General features: G+C 71.9%; 18 protein-coding genes. 7 read left to right on the forward strand and 11 right to left on the reverse strand.

Going from position 1 to position 14,596, the window contains the following annotated elements; all coding sequences use genetic code 11:
- The first annotated feature begins 99 nt into the window (after window positions 1-99).
- Together IL992_RS15650 and IL992_RS15655 are read left to right on the forward strand one after the other, a co-directional pair.
- Window positions 100-417, forward strand: a complete 318-nt coding sequence (locus IL992_RS15650) for a hypothetical protein (RefSeq protein ID WP_193204058.1) — start codon at window positions 100-102, stop codon at window positions 415-417.
- 113 nt (window positions 418-530) lie between these two features.
- Window positions 531-1,511 carry an AraC family transcriptional regulator gene (locus IL992_RS15655; protein WP_193204059.1) on the forward strand — a complete coding sequence of 327 codons (981 nt, stop codon included), beginning with the start codon at window positions 531-533 and terminating at the stop codon, window positions 1,509-1,511.
- A gap of 22 nt (window positions 1,512-1,533) precedes the next feature.
- Here IL992_RS15655 and IL992_RS15660 read toward each other — a convergent pair whose 3' ends face one another.
- The 3 genes from IL992_RS15660 to IL992_RS15670 form a co-directional block, all read right to left on the reverse strand.
- Window positions 1,534-1,974 (reverse strand): ATP-binding protein, encoded by a 441-nt coding sequence (locus IL992_RS15660; protein ID WP_226872973.1) that lies wholly within the window; start codon window positions 1,972-1,974, stop codon window positions 1,534-1,536.
- Between the two features lie 172 nt (window positions 1,975-2,146).
- Complete coding sequence (locus IL992_RS15665) at window positions 2,147-2,749, reverse strand: hypothetical protein (RefSeq protein WP_193204060.1); 603 nt, start codon at window positions 2,747-2,749, stop codon at window positions 2,147-2,149.
- Between the two features lie 51 nt (window positions 2,750-2,800).
- Window positions 2,801-3,034, reverse strand: coding sequence for a hypothetical protein (locus IL992_RS15670; RefSeq protein WP_193204061.1), 234 nt, complete (start codon window positions 3,032-3,034; stop codon window positions 2,801-2,803).
- Between the two features lie 100 nt (window positions 3,035-3,134).
- Between IL992_RS15670 and IL992_RS15675 the strand changes: the two genes are divergently transcribed.
- On the forward strand, window positions 3,135-6,416 hold the full coding sequence (locus IL992_RS15675; RefSeq protein WP_193204062.1) for a BTAD domain-containing putative transcriptional regulator: 3,282 nt from the start codon (window positions 3,135-3,137) through the stop codon (window positions 6,414-6,416).
- Here IL992_RS15675 and IL992_RS15680 read toward each other — a convergent pair whose 3' ends face one another.
- From IL992_RS15680 to IL992_RS15695, 4 genes are all read right to left on the reverse strand, one after another.
- Window positions 6,417-7,427 (reverse strand): hemerythrin, encoded by a 1,011-nt coding sequence (locus IL992_RS15680; protein WP_193204063.1) that lies wholly within the window; start codon window positions 7,425-7,427, stop codon window positions 6,417-6,419.
- A 150-nt stretch (window positions 7,428-7,577) separates the two neighbouring features.
- Window positions 7,578-7,976: a MerR family transcriptional regulator gene (locus IL992_RS15685; RefSeq protein WP_193204064.1), complete on the reverse strand. Its 399-nt coding sequence runs from the start codon at window positions 7,974-7,976 to the stop codon at window positions 7,578-7,580.
- Between the two features lie 391 nt (window positions 7,977-8,367).
- Window positions 8,368-8,595 (reverse strand): hypothetical protein, encoded by a 228-nt coding sequence (locus tag IL992_RS15690; RefSeq protein WP_193204065.1) that lies wholly within the window; start codon window positions 8,593-8,595, stop codon window positions 8,368-8,370.
- 190 nt (window positions 8,596-8,785) lie between these two features.
- Window positions 8,786-9,262, reverse strand: coding sequence for a MarR family winged helix-turn-helix transcriptional regulator (locus IL992_RS15695; protein WP_193204066.1), 477 nt, complete (start codon window positions 9,260-9,262; stop codon window positions 8,786-8,788).
- Window positions 9,263-9,317: 55 nt separating this feature from the next.
- Between IL992_RS15695 and IL992_RS15700 the strand changes: the two genes are divergently transcribed.
- The gene (locus IL992_RS15700) at window positions 9,318-9,683 is read left to right on the forward strand and encodes a VOC family protein (protein WP_193204067.1); all 366 of its coding nucleotides are present in this window, start codon (window positions 9,318-9,320) and stop codon (window positions 9,681-9,683) included.
- 132 nt (window positions 9,684-9,815) lie between these two features.
- On the opposite strand, the gene IL992_RS15705 is transcribed toward IL992_RS15700, so the two are convergent.
- The gene (locus IL992_RS15705; RefSeq protein WP_193204068.1) at window positions 9,816-10,232 is read right to left on the reverse strand and encodes a hypothetical protein; all 417 of its coding nucleotides are present in this window, start codon (window positions 10,230-10,232) and stop codon (window positions 9,816-9,818) included.
- A 32-nt stretch (window positions 10,233-10,264) separates the two neighbouring features.
- The gene (locus IL992_RS15710; protein ID WP_193204069.1) at window positions 10,265-10,954 is read right to left on the reverse strand and encodes a TetR/AcrR family transcriptional regulator; all 690 of its coding nucleotides are present in this window, start codon (window positions 10,952-10,954) and stop codon (window positions 10,265-10,267) included.
- A gap of 167 nt (window positions 10,955-11,121) precedes the next feature.
- On the opposite strand from IL992_RS15710, the gene IL992_RS15715 reads away from it, so the two are divergent.
- Window positions 11,122-11,616 (forward strand): DUF1707 domain-containing protein, encoded by a 495-nt coding sequence (locus tag IL992_RS15715; protein ID WP_226872975.1) that lies wholly within the window; start codon window positions 11,122-11,124, stop codon window positions 11,614-11,616.
- 23 nt (window positions 11,617-11,639) lie between these two features.
- Window positions 11,640-12,290, forward strand: a complete 651-nt coding sequence (locus IL992_RS15720) for a TetR/AcrR family transcriptional regulator (RefSeq protein WP_404804756.1) — start codon at window positions 11,640-11,642, stop codon at window positions 12,288-12,290.
- Window positions 12,291-12,293: 3 nt separating this feature from the next.
- On the opposite strand, the gene IL992_RS15725 is transcribed toward IL992_RS15720, so the two are convergent.
- Window positions 12,294-13,304: a lysylphosphatidylglycerol synthase transmembrane domain-containing protein gene (locus tag IL992_RS15725; protein WP_193204070.1), complete on the reverse strand. Its 1,011-nt coding sequence runs from the start codon at window positions 13,302-13,304 to the stop codon at window positions 12,294-12,296.
- Between the two features lie 130 nt (window positions 13,305-13,434).
- On the reverse strand, window positions 13,435-13,986 hold the full coding sequence (locus IL992_RS15730; protein WP_193204071.1) for an RBBP9/YdeN family alpha/beta hydrolase: 552 nt from the start codon (window positions 13,984-13,986) through the stop codon (window positions 13,435-13,437).
- 102 nt (window positions 13,987-14,088) lie between these two features.
- On the opposite strand from IL992_RS15730, the gene IL992_RS15735 reads away from it, so the two are divergent.
- Entirely contained in the window at window positions 14,089-14,547 is a 459-nt protein-coding gene (locus IL992_RS15735; RefSeq protein ID WP_193204072.1) for an Lrp/AsnC family transcriptional regulator, read from the forward strand.
- The last annotated feature ends 49 nt before the right edge of the window (window positions 14,548-14,596 follow it).

A 14,596-nucleotide genomic window follows, 5' to 3' on the forward strand; every position in this document is an offset into this window, starting at 1 on the left:
GCAATCGGCCGGGACGAACGTTGCACACTGCAATAGACGCAGTGCAATAGACAGTGCAATGGACGCAGTGCAATAGTCGCGTGGAAGTCGGTGGTCTCGATGACCGTCAAAGCAAAGGCACTGATCACGCTCCTGCCCTCCGACCAGGGCGGCCTGCCGCACGAACTTCCCTTCCGCACGCAGTCGCTGGTGGTCTGCGCCTGCACGGGGGAGCACGGCAGACGGCTCAGCCGGCCGTTCCAGGTGGCGATCACCGCGGACGACGAGGAGCCGCTGACCCCCGGAGACTGGCTGCACGTGGTGACCATCGCGACCACCGACGACGACGCGGTCGAGTATCTGCGCCCCGGGGAACGGTTCCGCCTCTGGTGCGGCCACGATGTCGGCACCGGAATCGTCTCCCGCCGCCTGATCTGATCGTCCGGTCCGGTCCCACGCGGCGGGTGCCGCCGGGGAGGGTCGCGCGCATAGGCTTGTGTCACGCCCGCCAGCTGCGGGAACGGGGGGCCTGCCCGCTTGGGGAGGCGAAAATGGCCGAACACTCACTACCATTCGCCGCGCATCAGCGGCTGCACACGCACGACGTCGACGAGGCCCGTAGGAGGGTCGGGAACGACCTCGGCGACCACGGGCTGCGCCCGGTGAATCCGGAGAGCCGGCTCGACGTCCGCATGAACGGGATGACGCTCGACGGCATCGGGCTGTACTCCCTCGGCTACGGCACGGAGGTGCTGATCACGCCGCAGCCGCTGGACAGCTACCTGCTCGTCGAGATCCCGCTGACCGGCGTCGCGGAGGTGTCCCACGGACGGGAACGGATAACGGCGACGCCGGAGCTCGCCGCCGTACTGTCGCTGACCCGGCCCATGTGCATGCGGTGGTCCCCCGGACACGAGTCGTTGATCGCCCGTTTCGACCGCGCCGCGCTCGAAGCCCACCTCGCCAAGCTCATGGGGCGCACGCCGCGCAGGCCGCTCACCTTCTCCCTCGGCATGGACCTGACCCGGCCCCCCGTCCGATCGTGGCTGTCGGTCGTCGACCTGCTCAGGCGGGAGGCGGAGACCGGCGGCGCCATGCTGGAGCAGCCCGTCGCGCTCAGGCAGCTGGAGGGGCTGCTGATGACGCAGTTGCTGCTGGCCCAGCCCAGCAACTACAGCGAGGCGCTGTCGGGCGGGCAGCCCCGTGTCGCGCCGACGGCGGTGGAACGGGCCGTGGACCTGATTGAGGCGCGGGCGGCGGAACCGCTCACCGTGGAGGAGATCGCCGAGGCGGTGGGCGTCGGCGCGCGGGCGCTGCAGGAGGGGTTCCGGCGTCAGATGGAGACGACGCCCATGAGCTACCTGCGCGAGGTGCGCCTCGATCGGGTGCGTGCCGAACTCACGGTCCATGATCCGGGCGCCACCACGGTCACCGACGTCGCCTACCGCTGGGGGTTCGTCCACCTCGGGCGGTTCGCCCTCGCCTACCGCCGGCGTTTCGGGGAGGCGCCGTCGGAGACCCTGCGCCGCTGAGTTCCGCGGGCGTACGGCCGGCTCAGCGGGCCGGCAGGTCCGCCCACCACGTGGTGGTCCCGCAGGGACGGCTCAGGGAGCCGTGCCGGAGGGCGAGGGCGTCGACGACGACGGCGCCCCGCCCGCTCTCGTCCGGGGACGTCCCGGTCCCCGGCCACACGGGGGCTTCTCCGGCGTCGGTTACCTCGACCCGGATGACGTGGTGATCGTCCTCCGAGCAGAGGAGGAGCCGGAGCTCGGCCGGCGGCAGGGCGTGGAGTACGGCGTTGGTCACCATCTCGGAGATCACCAGCACGGCCTCCTGCGCGGCGTCCCCGGGCGTTCCCCACGCCGCCAGCACGCCGAGCGCACGGCGTCGTATGCCGCTGACCGCCTGAGGAGTGTGCGGCACCGGACACGTGTATTCGGAAACGACCGCCTCGGCCGTGCAGACGTCGGCGCGATCCATGGTCTGCGAGTTCATCGTGTCGTGCTCCTTGGTCACCAGCGGGCGGGGACTCTTGTGGAGAAGCGCCCCGACGCTCCGTACGCGGCGCGTCATACGGTCGGAAAGAGCGTCACTTATCGCAGATTAGGCAGGTCATACGAAGGCTCGCTATCCCCAAGGCGAGGGCGGGCATCCGCATAACGAACCATTACCCGGACGCCTGGGCGGGCGGCGGTCCTGGCGGGGCGACCGGGGCGACCTGGGCGAGTGGGGCGCATGGGTCGGTGAGTTCGTGGGCCGAACGGGCGAGCCAGATCACCGACAGGGCGTCGGCGGCCGTGATCGCGGCGCCGTAGACGCCCCCGGAGATCCCGGCGATCTCCAGAGGGGCGGCCGTCAGCAGGAGCGCGATCGGCACCACCAGGGAGGCGATGCCGTACCCCACGGTCGCCCGCCGCCAGCGGCCGTCCCGCCACTGCGTCAGGAAGACCAGGGCCGTCCAGATCAGACCCGCCACGGCGCTGAGATCGGGCATGTCGGCCACGCGCCGCGCCTCGCGCCAGTCGAGCACGTCGAACACCTCGACGGCGGCAGTGCTCGTGTTGGTCAGCAGGCCCGCGGTCAGGGCGAGACCGGCGAACCCCACAGCGCGGCGCAGCACCGGGTGGAACAGCACCACGAGCACCGACATGATCAGCGAGTCGATCACCACCGCCCACCACGGCCAGGTCGGTGCGACCGCGTGGACCAGCGAGGACCCCGCCGCGGCGTACAACGCCACACGCAGCCGCAGCGCACCGCGGTCCGTCACCGGCGGGCACCCCGCGACCGGGCCTCGCAGGCCCTGCCACAGCGTCCAGCCCTACAGGCCGCCCGCCGCGAGGAGGACGAGCGCGTTCGGCCGCACGGCCGTGACGTCCACGTTCGCGAACAGGTCCCGCACCGTGACGTCCTCGGTGACATCGGAGAGGAGGGTCACCCGCCAGAGGAGTCCGATGTCGCCGCGGGCCGTCGCGACCGCAGCGGCGACTGCGACCACCGCGCCATATCCGACGGCGGCGACAAGGGCGAGAACACTCCACCGATAATGACGCACGGACGCACCCGGGAACTCGAGCAGGAAATCAAGCGGGAATCGAGCGCTCACCCTAACGAGCCGTCACCATAAAAGGAAACAGACCTATGCTTTACCCGCTATGGTGCGAGTTCTGGTATTGGGCCACATCGGCGCGGAGGTGGCGGGCCGCCCTGTCGAGCTCGGCACGTCACTCCATCGGGCCGTGCTGGCCCGGCTGGTCTGCGCGCAGGGGCACATCGTGTCCACCGACCGGTTCATCGACGACCTGTGGAAGGGCCAGCCGCCGCCGAAGGCGCTCGGCGCCCTGCAGGTGTACGTCTCGAACCTGCGCCGCGTCCTGGAGCCCGATCGCGCGCCGCGGGCCGCCGCCCGCGTCCTGGTGAGCGCGCCGCCCGGATACCGCCTCGCACTCGACACCGAGGACGTGGACGCTTGGCGCTTCCCCAAGCTGGTCGACGCCGCGGCCGGCCTCCTCGCCCGGCGCGCACCCGCCGACGCCTTCGACACGATCAGTGAGGCGCTGTCGCTGTGGACGGGGCAGGCGTACGCGGAGTTCGCCGACCAGGAGTGGGCCGTGCCCGAGGTGGGCCACCTGCTCGAGCTGCGGGCGGTCGCGGTCGAATACCGCGCCGAGGCGGGCCTGGCACTCGGCCGCCACGCCGAACTGGTCCCCGAGCTGGAACGGCACGTCGCCGCCCAGCCGCTGCGGGAGAACGCGGTCCGATTGCTCGCGCTCTCGTACTACCGCGCCGGCCGTCAGGGAGACGCCCTGGCGGTCCTGCGCCGCACCCGGGCCCTGCTGGCGGATGAGCTCGGCGTGGATCCCGGGCCGGCGCTGCGGAGCCTGGAGGCGGACATCCTCGCCCAGGCCCCCTCCCTCGACCTGATCGTCCAGGAGCCCGCGCCCGCGCCGCTGGTCGTGCCGCCCGACCGGCCGCGGCCGCCGTCCCCCGGCAGGATGGTCGGCCGTACGAGGGAGCTGTCCCGCCTGGTCGCCGCCGCCGAGCAGGCCGGGGACGGGTTCCGGGTCGCGTGGCTCGGCGGGGAGGCCGGGCTGGGCAAGAGCACCCTGGCCGACGCCCTGGTGGGGCACCTGTCGTCGCGGGGCTGGCGGACCGTCGTCGGCCGGTGCCCGGAGACGACGGGCGGGGTGCCGCCCGCGTGGGCGTGGAGCGAGGTGCTGCGCGATCTCGCGGCGACCACGCCGCCCCCGCCGGAGACCGCCGCGCGACTGGCGCCGCTGTTGACCGACGACGCCGCGCCGGTCGGCCAGTTCTGGCTGGCCAGAGCCGTGGGCGACTATGTGGACGGTGTGCCGGGGCCGCTGCTGATCGTGCTGGAGGACGTCCACAGGGCCGACGAGGAGACCCTGCAGCTGCTGCGCCATCTGGCCGTACGGCTGGCCGCGACACCCGCCCTCGTCCTGCTCACGCACCGGCCAGGAGAGTCGAGCGCCGACCTGATGGCGACTGCTGCCGCCCTCGCCGTCCAGACCGTGGAGAACCTGGAGCTCAGTGGTCTCGCACCGGACGAGGTCGCCAGGCTGCTCACCGAGCGGTCCGGCATGGACGTGGACCGGGCGACCGCGCGGAAGGTCAGCGAGCGCACCGGCGGCAACCCGTTGTTCGTGAGCGAGACGGCGCGGCTGCTCGCGATCGACGGCCCCTCCGCGGTGAACGTGCTGCCGCCCGGGGTGCGGGACCTGATCCGGCGGCGGGTCGCCCGCCTCCCCGGCGCGGTCCAGGTGACGTTGCGCAACGCCGCGGTGCTCGGCAGGGAGGTCGACGCCGACGTGCTCATCGCGATGCCGGGAGGCGACGAGGAGACCGTGCTCGACGGGCTGGAGGCGGGGGTGCTGGCCGGGCTGCTCGAGGAGCCCCGGCCGGGCCGGGTCCGCTTCGCCCACGTGCTGGTCCGCGAGACCCTCTACGAGGACATTCCCCGGCTGCGGCGCGCCCGGATGCACCGCAAGGTCGTGACGGCCCTGGAGACCGTGCGGCCCGGGGACGTCGGAGCCCTGGGGCACCACGCCCTCGCCGCCGCGACCACCGCCACCGCGCCGGCCGCGGCGGAGTACGCGTCGCGGGCGGCGGCCCAGGTGTCCGCGCTGTACGCCCACCGGGACGCGGCGGCCTTCCTGGAGGGCGCGCTGAGCGCGCTCGATCTGGCATCCGACCCGCCCGAGGCGCTGCGACTCGACCTGATGTGCCGCCTGGTGTCCGCGCTGGCGCACGCCGGTGAAGTGGAGAGGGCGCTCGACGCCCGGGGGAAGGCGCTGACCGTCGCCCGGAGAACCGCCGATCCGAAGGCCGTCGCCCGGGCCGCGGTGGCCTTCGACGCGCCCGTCATCTGGACCATCCAGCCGGAGCGGAGGCTCGATCGCGATCTGGTGCACGTCATCGAGGACGCGCTCCCCCGGGAGACGGGCGAGCTGCGCTGCCTTCTGCTGGTCACGCTGTGCCACGCCGTCGAGGGACACGACGCCGCCCGGGTGGAGACGGCGAGCACGGAGGCGGTGGCCATCGCCCGCGGCATCGGCGACCCGCACCTGCTGTGCATGGCGCTGAACGCCCGATACTGGGCCTGTCACGCCCCGGACAGGCGCGAGGAGCTGGAAGGACTGGGGCACGAGCTGCTGCGGGTCTCCACGGCGGCCGGACTGCTCGGCTACCAGACGCTCGGGCACGCGGCGCTCTGCATGGTCGCGCTGGGCCGCAACGACTGGGCCGCCGCCCGGCGTCACGCCGATCAGGCGGCGGAGCACTCGACGAGTGGCCAGCTCGGTCACGCCCTCGGCATCCTCGCGTTCCTCGACGCCCTGCACCTGCTCGTACGGGGCGAGTTCGACGAGGCCGAGAGGGCGTACACGACGCTGGGCGAGCGGATGATGGAGACGGGAGCCTCGATTTCGGCCCTCATGGGCGCAGTGGGGCGCTTCGCCGTCCGTCTGACGGCGGGACGCTTCGACGAGTGCCTGGAGGCGATCACCCCGCTGTGGGAGCTGATCCCACAGGACGCCGGAGAGGCGTACGCCGTCGCCCTCGCGCTGTCCGGGCGTACGGAGGAGGCCAGGGCCGTGTGGCCGGCGGCCCTTCCGCGCCGTGACTACTCCTGGCTGTTCATGATGGCGGCACGGTCGGCGACCGCGATCGCGTTGGCGGACCGCGAGGCGGCCGGGGAGTGCTACCGCCTGCTCCTTCCCACGGAGGGGGAGATGGCCGGGCTCAACAGCGCCTCGGTCACGCTCGGGCCGATCGCCCACACGCTCGGCGACCTCGCGGTGTTCCTCGGCAGGTACGAGGCCGCGGCCGGGCACTACGCCCGGGCGGTGGAGGTCGCCGGGCAGGTCGGCTCTCCCCACTGGGAGAAGGCCGCCCGTGACGCGCTCGCGCGCCTGTGATCAGCGAGGACGCCGGGGCACGGGAACGGGCTGCCCGCGCCGTGCGGCCTCCCGTTCGAGTCGCGGTGCCAGGGCGCGAGCGGTCCGCACCATCTTCCGCACCTGCCCGAAACGGCTCCCGCTGAGGCTGAAGTCGGCCAGCGCGCGCTCGACCCGCACGTGGACGCCGTCGCGCAGGGGCGTTGCCTCGCCGACCAGCACGACGTTCTCCTGGCCGCTCATGTCGGCGCCGTGGGTGTGGAAGGTCAGGCAGGCCCGTCCACGCGCCAGGACGCCGGGCGGGCCGGTCCGTACGAGGAAGCCGTCGTCGACGCGGGTCGCGCCCAGCGTACGCAGCGGCAGGGGCCAGCCGTCCTCGCCGATCACGGTCAGCACGGGATCGCCGAGGCGGACGGCGTGGTCGGCGCGGGGGCGCCAGTCGGCGGGCGGCTCCAGCCATCCCGGAGCGCCGGCTCCCGTGGGGGCGGGGTCCGACGGCGGCGCGGTCACCTCCGGCGCCGCCTCCCACCGCAGGGGAGGCGCGTCGAGCCGCCCGTGTGGCCACCACAGCATGCGCAGCGGAGTGACCTCGATCCATATCCTCGCCCAGTACCAGGCCTGGCGTCGCACGAGGAACCACGGCTGCCGGGCGACGGCCTGCGGATACTTCGCCAGCGTCCGCCGCAGATAGAGATCGGTGTTGGCCTGCAGATCCGCGTCCCGCACGGTGGCCAGGCCCTGGACGAGCACGACGGCAGGGCCGGAGACGGGCGACCCCGTGGGGTCGGAGAACAGCAGGGCGACCCGCGGGTCGCGCCTGGCCCGCTCTGCCTTGGACGGATAGGTCAGGCCCGTCGAGACGTCGACCGTACGGCCGCCCTCGGCGACGTAGGGCCCAACCGGCCAGGTGATCGGCGTGCCGGCGCGGGTGAGCGAGGCGTACTCGCACGTCAGCGCGTTCTCGAGCACCGGCAGGATCTCGGCGGGCCAGTGCGTGCGCCCGGCCGTGCCGGACGCGGGCGACAGGGACATCCCATGCTCCCTCGCTGCGGAAAGCCGGAGAATTCCGCGGACGGCTCCGCGGAATTCCTTACGCCGGTGAACTTAGGCGGCAGGGCTTAGGCGGCACTTGGGATGGACTTAGGCACGGGGGAGACGACTTAGGCATGGAGGAGACACAGATCAGCGGGCGGACGCGGCCTTCGGGACGTTCATCCGCTGGCGGCGGAGCTGCTCGGCGAACTCCCTCGCCATCGCGAGTTGCTCGCGCAGTCTGTCGGCGCGTTCGGCGACCGCCCTCTCGAACAGCTGCAGCCGGGTGAGCAGGCCGGGGTCGTCGTCACCGCGGGCGAGCCGGTCGTTGATCTCCAGCAGGTCGCGCATCTCCTCCAGCGTGAACCCCAGCGGCTTCATCCGCCTGATCAGCGCCAGGCGCTGCACGTCCTCCTCGCTGTAGAGCCGGAAACCCCCCTGCGTGCGGGCGGGCACGACCAGGCCGACCTCCTCGTAATGGCGGATGGTGCGCAGGGACAGCCCGAGCCGCTCGGCGACCTCGCCGATCTGCACCAGACCTTCAGGCATCGCTCCGCTCACCTTTCCTGCCCCGTGGTCCCCGCTCCCCGTGCGGGTACCGTCGCCACTCACGGCCTACCCTCACGTAAGGGCAGGGTTTCGCAGAACAGCTCCCTGGAACTCTTCGGCGACGATACCTCTCGTCCGGGAGTCCGGCTGGAGGGGAGGACAAGCATAAGGCCCAGGGCTCGCCCTGGCGGAGCCAGGCGGCAGCGGTGGCTCCCACCGCGACGGCGCGCCCGGCGAGGGGGAAGGGCCAGGCGGGCCGTGCGGTGGCGTTTGCGCCTGCGATGGGCGAGCACGCGGCGAAGCGGAGTCCCACCGCAAGCGGGGCAGACTCTACTCTCACGGAAGGTTATAGAGCAATAACCAATGGCGGTCGGGGAGCGAGCGCTCGCGGTCAGTAGGTGCTGGGCCCCGGTCTCTCGACGTTCCACGTCACCGTGCCGTCCGGCTGGACGCACCGCCGGCGGACCCGGGTGACCAGTTGGGTCGGCAGTTGCAGCGCCGCCACCCAGGATCCGTTCCTGCTCCGCTCGAAACAGATGTTGTCGCCGTTGACGACGACGCGGTCGGCGGTGAGGGTGCGCTGAAACCCGCTGTACATCCTGACGCGGTAGATGGACATCGTCCTCCCTCTTCCACGTGCGGTCTTTCGTGTGGCCGGACCCGCCGCGGAGGAATCCGCCGGGCGCGACGGCTCTCGCGGGCGGCGGGGCCGCCCGGATCCCTGGCCTCCCGGCGGTCGCGACGCGGGGCGCGGGGATGTCGCGGGACGGCTGCGCGTCGGCCGGGAGAACCACGTGACCGGAATCACCCTACTCTGACGTCAGAGTAGGCAAATCCCGAGGGCGGGCCTCCAAGGCGTTCGTCATCCGCTCCAGGTGGCCGAGCAGGAGGTCGGCCTGCTCCGCGTCCAGGTGGGCGGTCATCCGCTGTTCGATCTCGAGCACGTCGCCGCGCGCGGCGACGAGCCGGGCCCTGCCCTCCGCCGTCAGCGTGGTGGGCAGGGCTCTGCCCTGGGGCGCGGACGCCGGTCGCTCGACCAGCCCGGCGTCCTCCAGATTGCGGAGCAACACGTTCATCGATTGGCGGGTGACGAAGGCGCCCCTGGCCAGTTCGGCGTTGGACAGCCCCGGCCGCTGGTCGAGCAGTTCCAGGCAGGCGTACTGCGGAGTGGTCAGGTCGTGGCGGCGCAACGCGGCGTCCATGGCCGAGCGCAGGGCCGCCTGGACCCTCTTCAGCTGGTAGCCCACCAGGCGGCCGAGGTCCGCGCCATTGCTCACTTGCCTCATGTCAACAGTCTGACATATCGTCTACAATGTCAAATCCCTGACATAGGAGGCGGTCGTGACTGTGACCGGACTGGATTTCGTGGCGTTGCAGGTGCGCGACCTGGAGGCGGCGGCCGCGTTCTACGAGAAGCGTCTCGGGCTGCGGCGGGACCCGGCCGGGCCGCCGCACGCAGTGGTGTTCGCCACCGCGCCCATTCCGTTCGCGGTGCGCGAGCCGCTGCCCGGTGTCGATCTGGAGGCGGCCCCGCGTCCGGGCCTCGGGGTGGCGCTGTGGTTCAAGGCCGACGACGCCCAGCGGCTCCACGACGAACTCGCCGCGGCGGGGGTGCCGATCCTGTCCGAGCCGGTGGACGGGCCGTTCGGCCGGACGTTCTCCTTCAGCGATCCCGACGGATACGTGGTGACCGTCCACGACAGGTGAGCGAGGCCCGTGCGGGACGTGACGGATGACCTGTCCGCCGCCGTCCCGCACGGGCCCCGTAGCGCACTCTCCCGCTCTCGCTTACCCCTGGAATCCGGTCTCATGCACGGCTCTCATGCCGGGTCGCTGCGGTCAGCTCGTCAGCAGGCCGACGCCGAGGGTCAGCACGCCCGCCGCCAGGCAGAGCGCGCCGAGCCAGAGCAGGATGATCAGCCGGTTCGGCCGGGTCACGTCCCGTCCGAGGGACGACAGGAAGAACCCGGCGGACATCAGCGCGGCGGCGGCCGGCACGCCGAGCCGCGCGGTCCACAGGGCGACGCCGTCGAGGCCGGTGGCGTCGACGAAAAGGAGGCACACCAGCCCGAGGGTGACCAGCACCCCCGCGTGCGCGTGCCCGGCGCGGGCGAACGTCTGCTGGAAGGGCGTCATCGGCACCGCGCCACGGACGATCCGGGTGAGGAACCACCCGCCGAACTCGATGGTCACGACGGTCAGCAGGACGGCTCCGGCGATCACCTGGGTCGGCTGACTGAGCTGCAGGGGGGTCATTGGCACTCCTGTGAGGACGGTGGTGGGGGACGTCAGCGACCGGTGTTCAGGGCGGCCTCGGGAAGGCCGAGTGCCCGCGCGAGGTCGGCCAGCTCCGCCTCGAACAGATCGCCCGCCTCGTCGCCGATGATCCGCGGCAGGCCGAGCGACTCCAGGCAGACCATTCCGTAGAGCCGCGTCCAGCAGCGGGTGAAGGCGGTCGCGGCGGCGGTGGAGGGCATGGTGATCTCCAGGATCTGGACGAGCCGCTCGGCCAGCGGCTCGATCCGCGGTTCGCGGGGCCAGGGAGAGGGGGAGGCGCCGCCGTGGTCCCGCCAGGCTCCGGCGAAGATGTCCCCGAACAGCTTGCCCACCTGGCCTCGCGCACGGACGACCGCCTGGTTCTCCTCCTCCGGCGGCGCCACGACCAGGGAGAGGTGGAACTCCCGGGGGTGGTCGACCCCCCAGCGCCGCAACGCCCTGCTGGCGACGACGAGCCTGCCCGCCGTGTCCGCCTCGTCCACCTCGCCGACCCTGGTGGCGACGAACTCGGTGAGCTCGTCCAGGATCGCCACGATGACCGCGTCGAGGAGGGCGCGGTGGCTGTCGAAGTAGCGGTAGACCCCGGGCGGGGTCATCCCCATCTCCCGGGCGACCGCCCGGATCGTCAGCGCTTCGACGCCCTGGGTCGTCAGGATCTCGCGGCTCACCGAGATCAGCTCACGCAGCGTGGCGTCACGCACCCTCTGGCGTCGTGAAGGACTGGTCGTCGAGGACCCCTCCATCGGTCTGTCTCCCCTCTTCAGTTGACGCATGTTAACTGTAGCGTATTGCGTTAGCGACCGAGTTCGTGCGATTCTCGAGTTATCTACGTTCGCGGTTATCGCCGCTCGACCTCTGGAGGCCTCCCTTGGACATCGACTCCGGCACAGCGCTCCGCTCCAGGCCCGCCGGCGCCCCGGCCGCCGCGCCCCGGGTCGGCGCCGCCGAGCGCGACCGTGCCGTCGAGATGCTCGGCGACGCGTTCGGCGCCGGCTATCTGACCAAAGAGGAGTTCGACGAGCGCCTCGACGTCGCCACGCGAGCGCGGCACCGCGCCGAGCTCGACCCCCTCCTCGCCGACCTGCCGCCCACGCTGCGTACGTCGAGGGACCGGGCGCGGCGCCGGGCGCGTAAGGCCAGGGCGGCCAGGCTCGGAGTGCGCATCCACGCCGGCGTCTATGCCGGCGCATCGCTTCTCATGGTGGCCGTCTGGCTCGTCGTCGGACGGGCGACGGACTTCTGGTATCCGTGGCCCATCTGGCCGATCCTGGGCTGGGGTGTCGGAGTGCTGGGCCACGCCATACCCGTGACCCTGGCGACCCGCGCCCGCGAGAGCCGGAAGACGTTTAATTCAATTGCTTGACTTACCGCATCGATTCCGGTGCGGTGGTGAGGGTGACCGGTAAGTTACGAGCCGACCGGGTCAGCGTGACCCGCGAGCGGATTCTCTCGGCGGCGGAGCGGCTGTTCGCCGAGCACGGGGTGTTCGCCGTGTCCAACCGCCAGGTCAGCGAGGCCGCGGGGCAGGGCAACAACGCCGCGGTCGGCTACCACTTCGGCACCAAGGCGGATCTCGTACGCGCGATCGCCCGCAGGCACGCCGAGCGGGTCGATCGGATACGCGAGCAGATGCTGGCCGACATCGGCGACTCCGCCGACGTACGCGACTGGGTGGCCTGCCTGGTCCGCCCGGTCACCGAGCACCTGGCCGCCCAGGGCAACCCGACCTGGTACGCCCGCTTCATCGCCCAGGTGGTGACCGATCCCTCGCTGCGTGCGGTCATCGCCGAGGAGACACACGCCTCGCTGCGACAGGCGATGGACGGTTTCATCCGTTGTCTGCCCGAACTGCCCTCCGAAGTCCGGGCGGAGCGCAGCGACATGGCCCGGCAGTTGATCACGCACGTGTGCGCGGAACGCGAGCGCGCCCTCGCCGAAGGCGCCCCCACGCCCAGATCCAGCTGGCACGACACGGCGACCGGGCTGATCGACGCGCTCGTCGGGCTGTGGCTGGCACCCGTCTCCAACGACTCGTGAGCTTCAGCCTGCCGGACGCACGTCCGCCTCGTCCTCACCGCGGCCGAGGACGCCGAGCAGCCACCGCCCGGCCGCGGCCAGCCGGGCCTGGACCCCGTCGCGGAGCAGCAGCCAGGCGACCCAGCCGACGGCGAGCACGGCCCAGTAGGAGATCAGCCGGTAGAGTGCGACGACGGCCGCCGCCACGCTGCCGGTGACACCCGCTCCGACGAAGGTGGCGGCCATGCCGAGCTCGGTGACGCCGAGCCCGCCGGGGATGACCGCGATCGTCGCCGCGATCTTGCCCGCCACGTAGCCGAGCAGCACGGTGTGCGGCCCCAGCCCGACTCCCGCCGCCGCGCACACGGCGGCCAGGCAGGCCACGTCGAGAAGCCAGTTGGCCAGCGCCAGGACGGCGAGGACGAGCCGGTCCCTGCCGGTCGGCCTGATCGCGTCCCTGGCCGCGAGGATCCGGCGGGAGGCGCCGGAACGACGTCCGCCGGGCCGCCGGCACAGGCGCACCAGCGCGAGGACGGCCGCCACGACGGCGACCAGCGCGATCAGCGCGGGAACCCGGGTCGCGTCGCCGCTCAGCAGCGCGACCAGCCCCAGCACGGCGAAGGTGGCGGTCGAGTACACCGCACTGAGCACGAGCGTCGCGACCGACAGCGGTTTGGACGCGCCGAGCCGTCCGAGCTCACGAATGGTGAAGGCGACCGAGAGCACCGGTCCGGCGGGCAATGAGCTGGACACGGCGTTGCGCGCGTACGTGACGGCCATCGAGCGCGGCCGGGTGAGCCTGATGCCGCCGCTCATGAGCAGGCGGCGCAGCAGCCCCGCGAAGAGTCTCATCGAGAGGCCCTCGGCGAGCACGGCGACGGCCAGCCAGCCGGGGTTCACCCTCCGAACCGAAGCCCAGACCGCGTCCGGGTCGGGGATCCTGTCCCTGAGGGTGAACAGCGCCACTCCGGCCACGCCGACGGCGGCGGCGCTCCTGAGCCGGCGCGCCGCGTGAGCGACGGAGGGAGGGGACATGCGCGGGTCTCCGTTGCGCGGTCGGGGTGCGTGCGCGTTTAAATCAAGCGACTGACTTAGGTTAGCATCGCGGTTTTCCCCGGCCAGAAGAGGATCCTCCGGCAACCGGACGACCTTCGCGACGCACGCCTCAGGGGTGTCGGCGGGCGCCCGCGGTGAACGCCGTCAGGAGCGCGCGTCCGAAGGCCCAGCGGCCGAGTCCGCTGGCGGAGTTGATGTGTCCGGCGAGGCCGATGCTGAGCCGCTCGGTCTTCCACGCGGCGGCCAGTCGTGCCGCGGCGTTCGTACCGCAGTAGGGGTCGTCGTCGCTGGTGACGACGAGGCCGGGCACCTCGAGCGGCGTCGCGCTCAACGTGGTGAAGGTGGGCGCCGCCGTGGCCGGAAAGTTCGGACCGGAGGCGTCGGGGGGAGCCACCAGGAACAGCCCGCGAACGGCCTGCTGTCGTGTGCTCGCCCAGTGGGTGGCGGCAAGGCAACCCAGGCTGTGCGCGACCAGCACCACCTCGGGCGAGGAGCCGTCCGCGACAGCGCGGTCGATCGCCTGGCGCCAGTCGTCAAGATCCGGCTCGTCCCAGGAGGAGGGCGAGATGCGGGTGGCCGCGGCCCCCCACTCGGCCTGCCAGATCGTCTGCCAGTGGTCCTCGTCGGAACCGTCGATCCCCGGAACGATCACAAAACGCATTTCTTCTCACCCTTCGTCGCTGGTGACGCGAGTCGTCGCCCCAGGCGCCAGTATGTGCGGACGATCGAGTAGAGTCGCCGCCTGGCGATGGATGGAAGGTCGATGGCGGGCGAGACGTCGGTTTCATTGGACGCGGTCGATCACGAGATCCTGGCCATCCTTCAGACCGAGGGACGCCTGGGCGTCACGGAGATCGGCCGGCGGATCAATCTCTCGCAGCCGGCCGTGTCCGCGCGCATCAAGCGCCTGGAGCAGTCGGGGATCATCACCGGTTATCGGGCGGTGGTCGACCCTGCCCGCCTCGGCCTCACCATTCATGCGGTGATTCGACTGCGTACCACGCACGCCCGCATCTCCGCCTGCCTCGACCACTTCGCGCGGCTGCCGGAGGTCACCCACGTCAAGCGGCTGACAGGCGAGGACTGCTTCCTCATCGAGGTTCACGCCCCCAGTGCCGCGCGCCTGGAAGTCGTCGTCGACGGCATCGCCCGCTTCGGGCCGGTCACCACGGCATTGGTGCTCCACGACTACGAAACCAAGGCGATACTCCCGCCGTCTTGACCCAGAAGGTGCGCCGACCCAGGTCGGACCTCCGGCTCTTGAACGCCCC

This window comes from Microbispora sitophila, from assembly GCF_014892245.1.
GTDB classification, from domain to species: domain Bacteria; phylum Actinomycetota; class Actinomycetes; order Streptosporangiales; family Streptosporangiaceae; genus Microbispora; species Microbispora siamensis.

Excerpts from the sequence above, each read along its gene's own strand:
- IL992_RS15650 (WP_193204058.1), top strand. The coding sequence starts at position 100 with ATGACCGTCAAAGCAAAGGCACTGATCACGCTCCTGCCCTCCGACCAG.
- IL992_RS15655 (WP_193204059.1), top strand. The coding sequence starts at position 531 with ATGGCCGAACACTCACTACCATTCGCCGCGCATCAGCGGCTGCACACG.
- IL992_RS15660 (WP_226872973.1), bottom strand. The coding sequence starts at position 1,974 with ATGAACTCGCAGACCATGGATCGCGCCGACGTCTGCACGGCCGAGGCG.
- IL992_RS15675 (WP_193204062.1), top strand. The coding sequence starts at position 3,135 with ATGGTGCGAGTTCTGGTATTGGGCCACATCGGCGCGGAGGTGGCGGGC.
- IL992_RS15680 (WP_193204063.1), bottom strand. The coding sequence starts at position 7,427 with ATGTCCCTGTCGCCCGCGTCCGGCACGGCCGGGCGCACGCACTGGCCC.
- IL992_RS15685 (WP_193204064.1), bottom strand. The coding sequence starts at position 7,976 with ATGCCTGAAGGTCTGGTGCAGATCGGCGAGGTCGCCGAGCGGCTCGGG.
- IL992_RS15690 (WP_193204065.1), bottom strand. The coding sequence starts at position 8,595 with ATGTCCATCTACCGCGTCAGGATGTACAGCGGGTTTCAGCGCACCCTC.
- IL992_RS15695 (WP_193204066.1), bottom strand. The coding sequence starts at position 9,262 with ATGAGGCAAGTGAGCAATGGCGCGGACCTCGGCCGCCTGGTGGGCTAC.
- IL992_RS15705 (WP_193204068.1), bottom strand. The coding sequence starts at position 10,232 with ATGACCCCCCTGCAGCTCAGTCAGCCGACCCAGGTGATCGCCGGAGCC.
- IL992_RS15725 (WP_193204070.1), bottom strand. The coding sequence starts at position 13,304 with ATGTCCCCTCCCTCCGTCGCTCACGCGGCGCGCCGGCTCAGGAGCGCC.
- IL992_RS15730 (WP_193204071.1), bottom strand. The coding sequence starts at position 13,986 with ATGCGTTTTGTGATCGTTCCGGGGATCGACGGTTCCGACGAGGACCAC.
- IL992_RS15735 (WP_193204072.1), top strand. The coding sequence starts at position 14,089 with ATGGCGGGCGAGACGTCGGTTTCATTGGACGCGGTCGATCACGAGATC.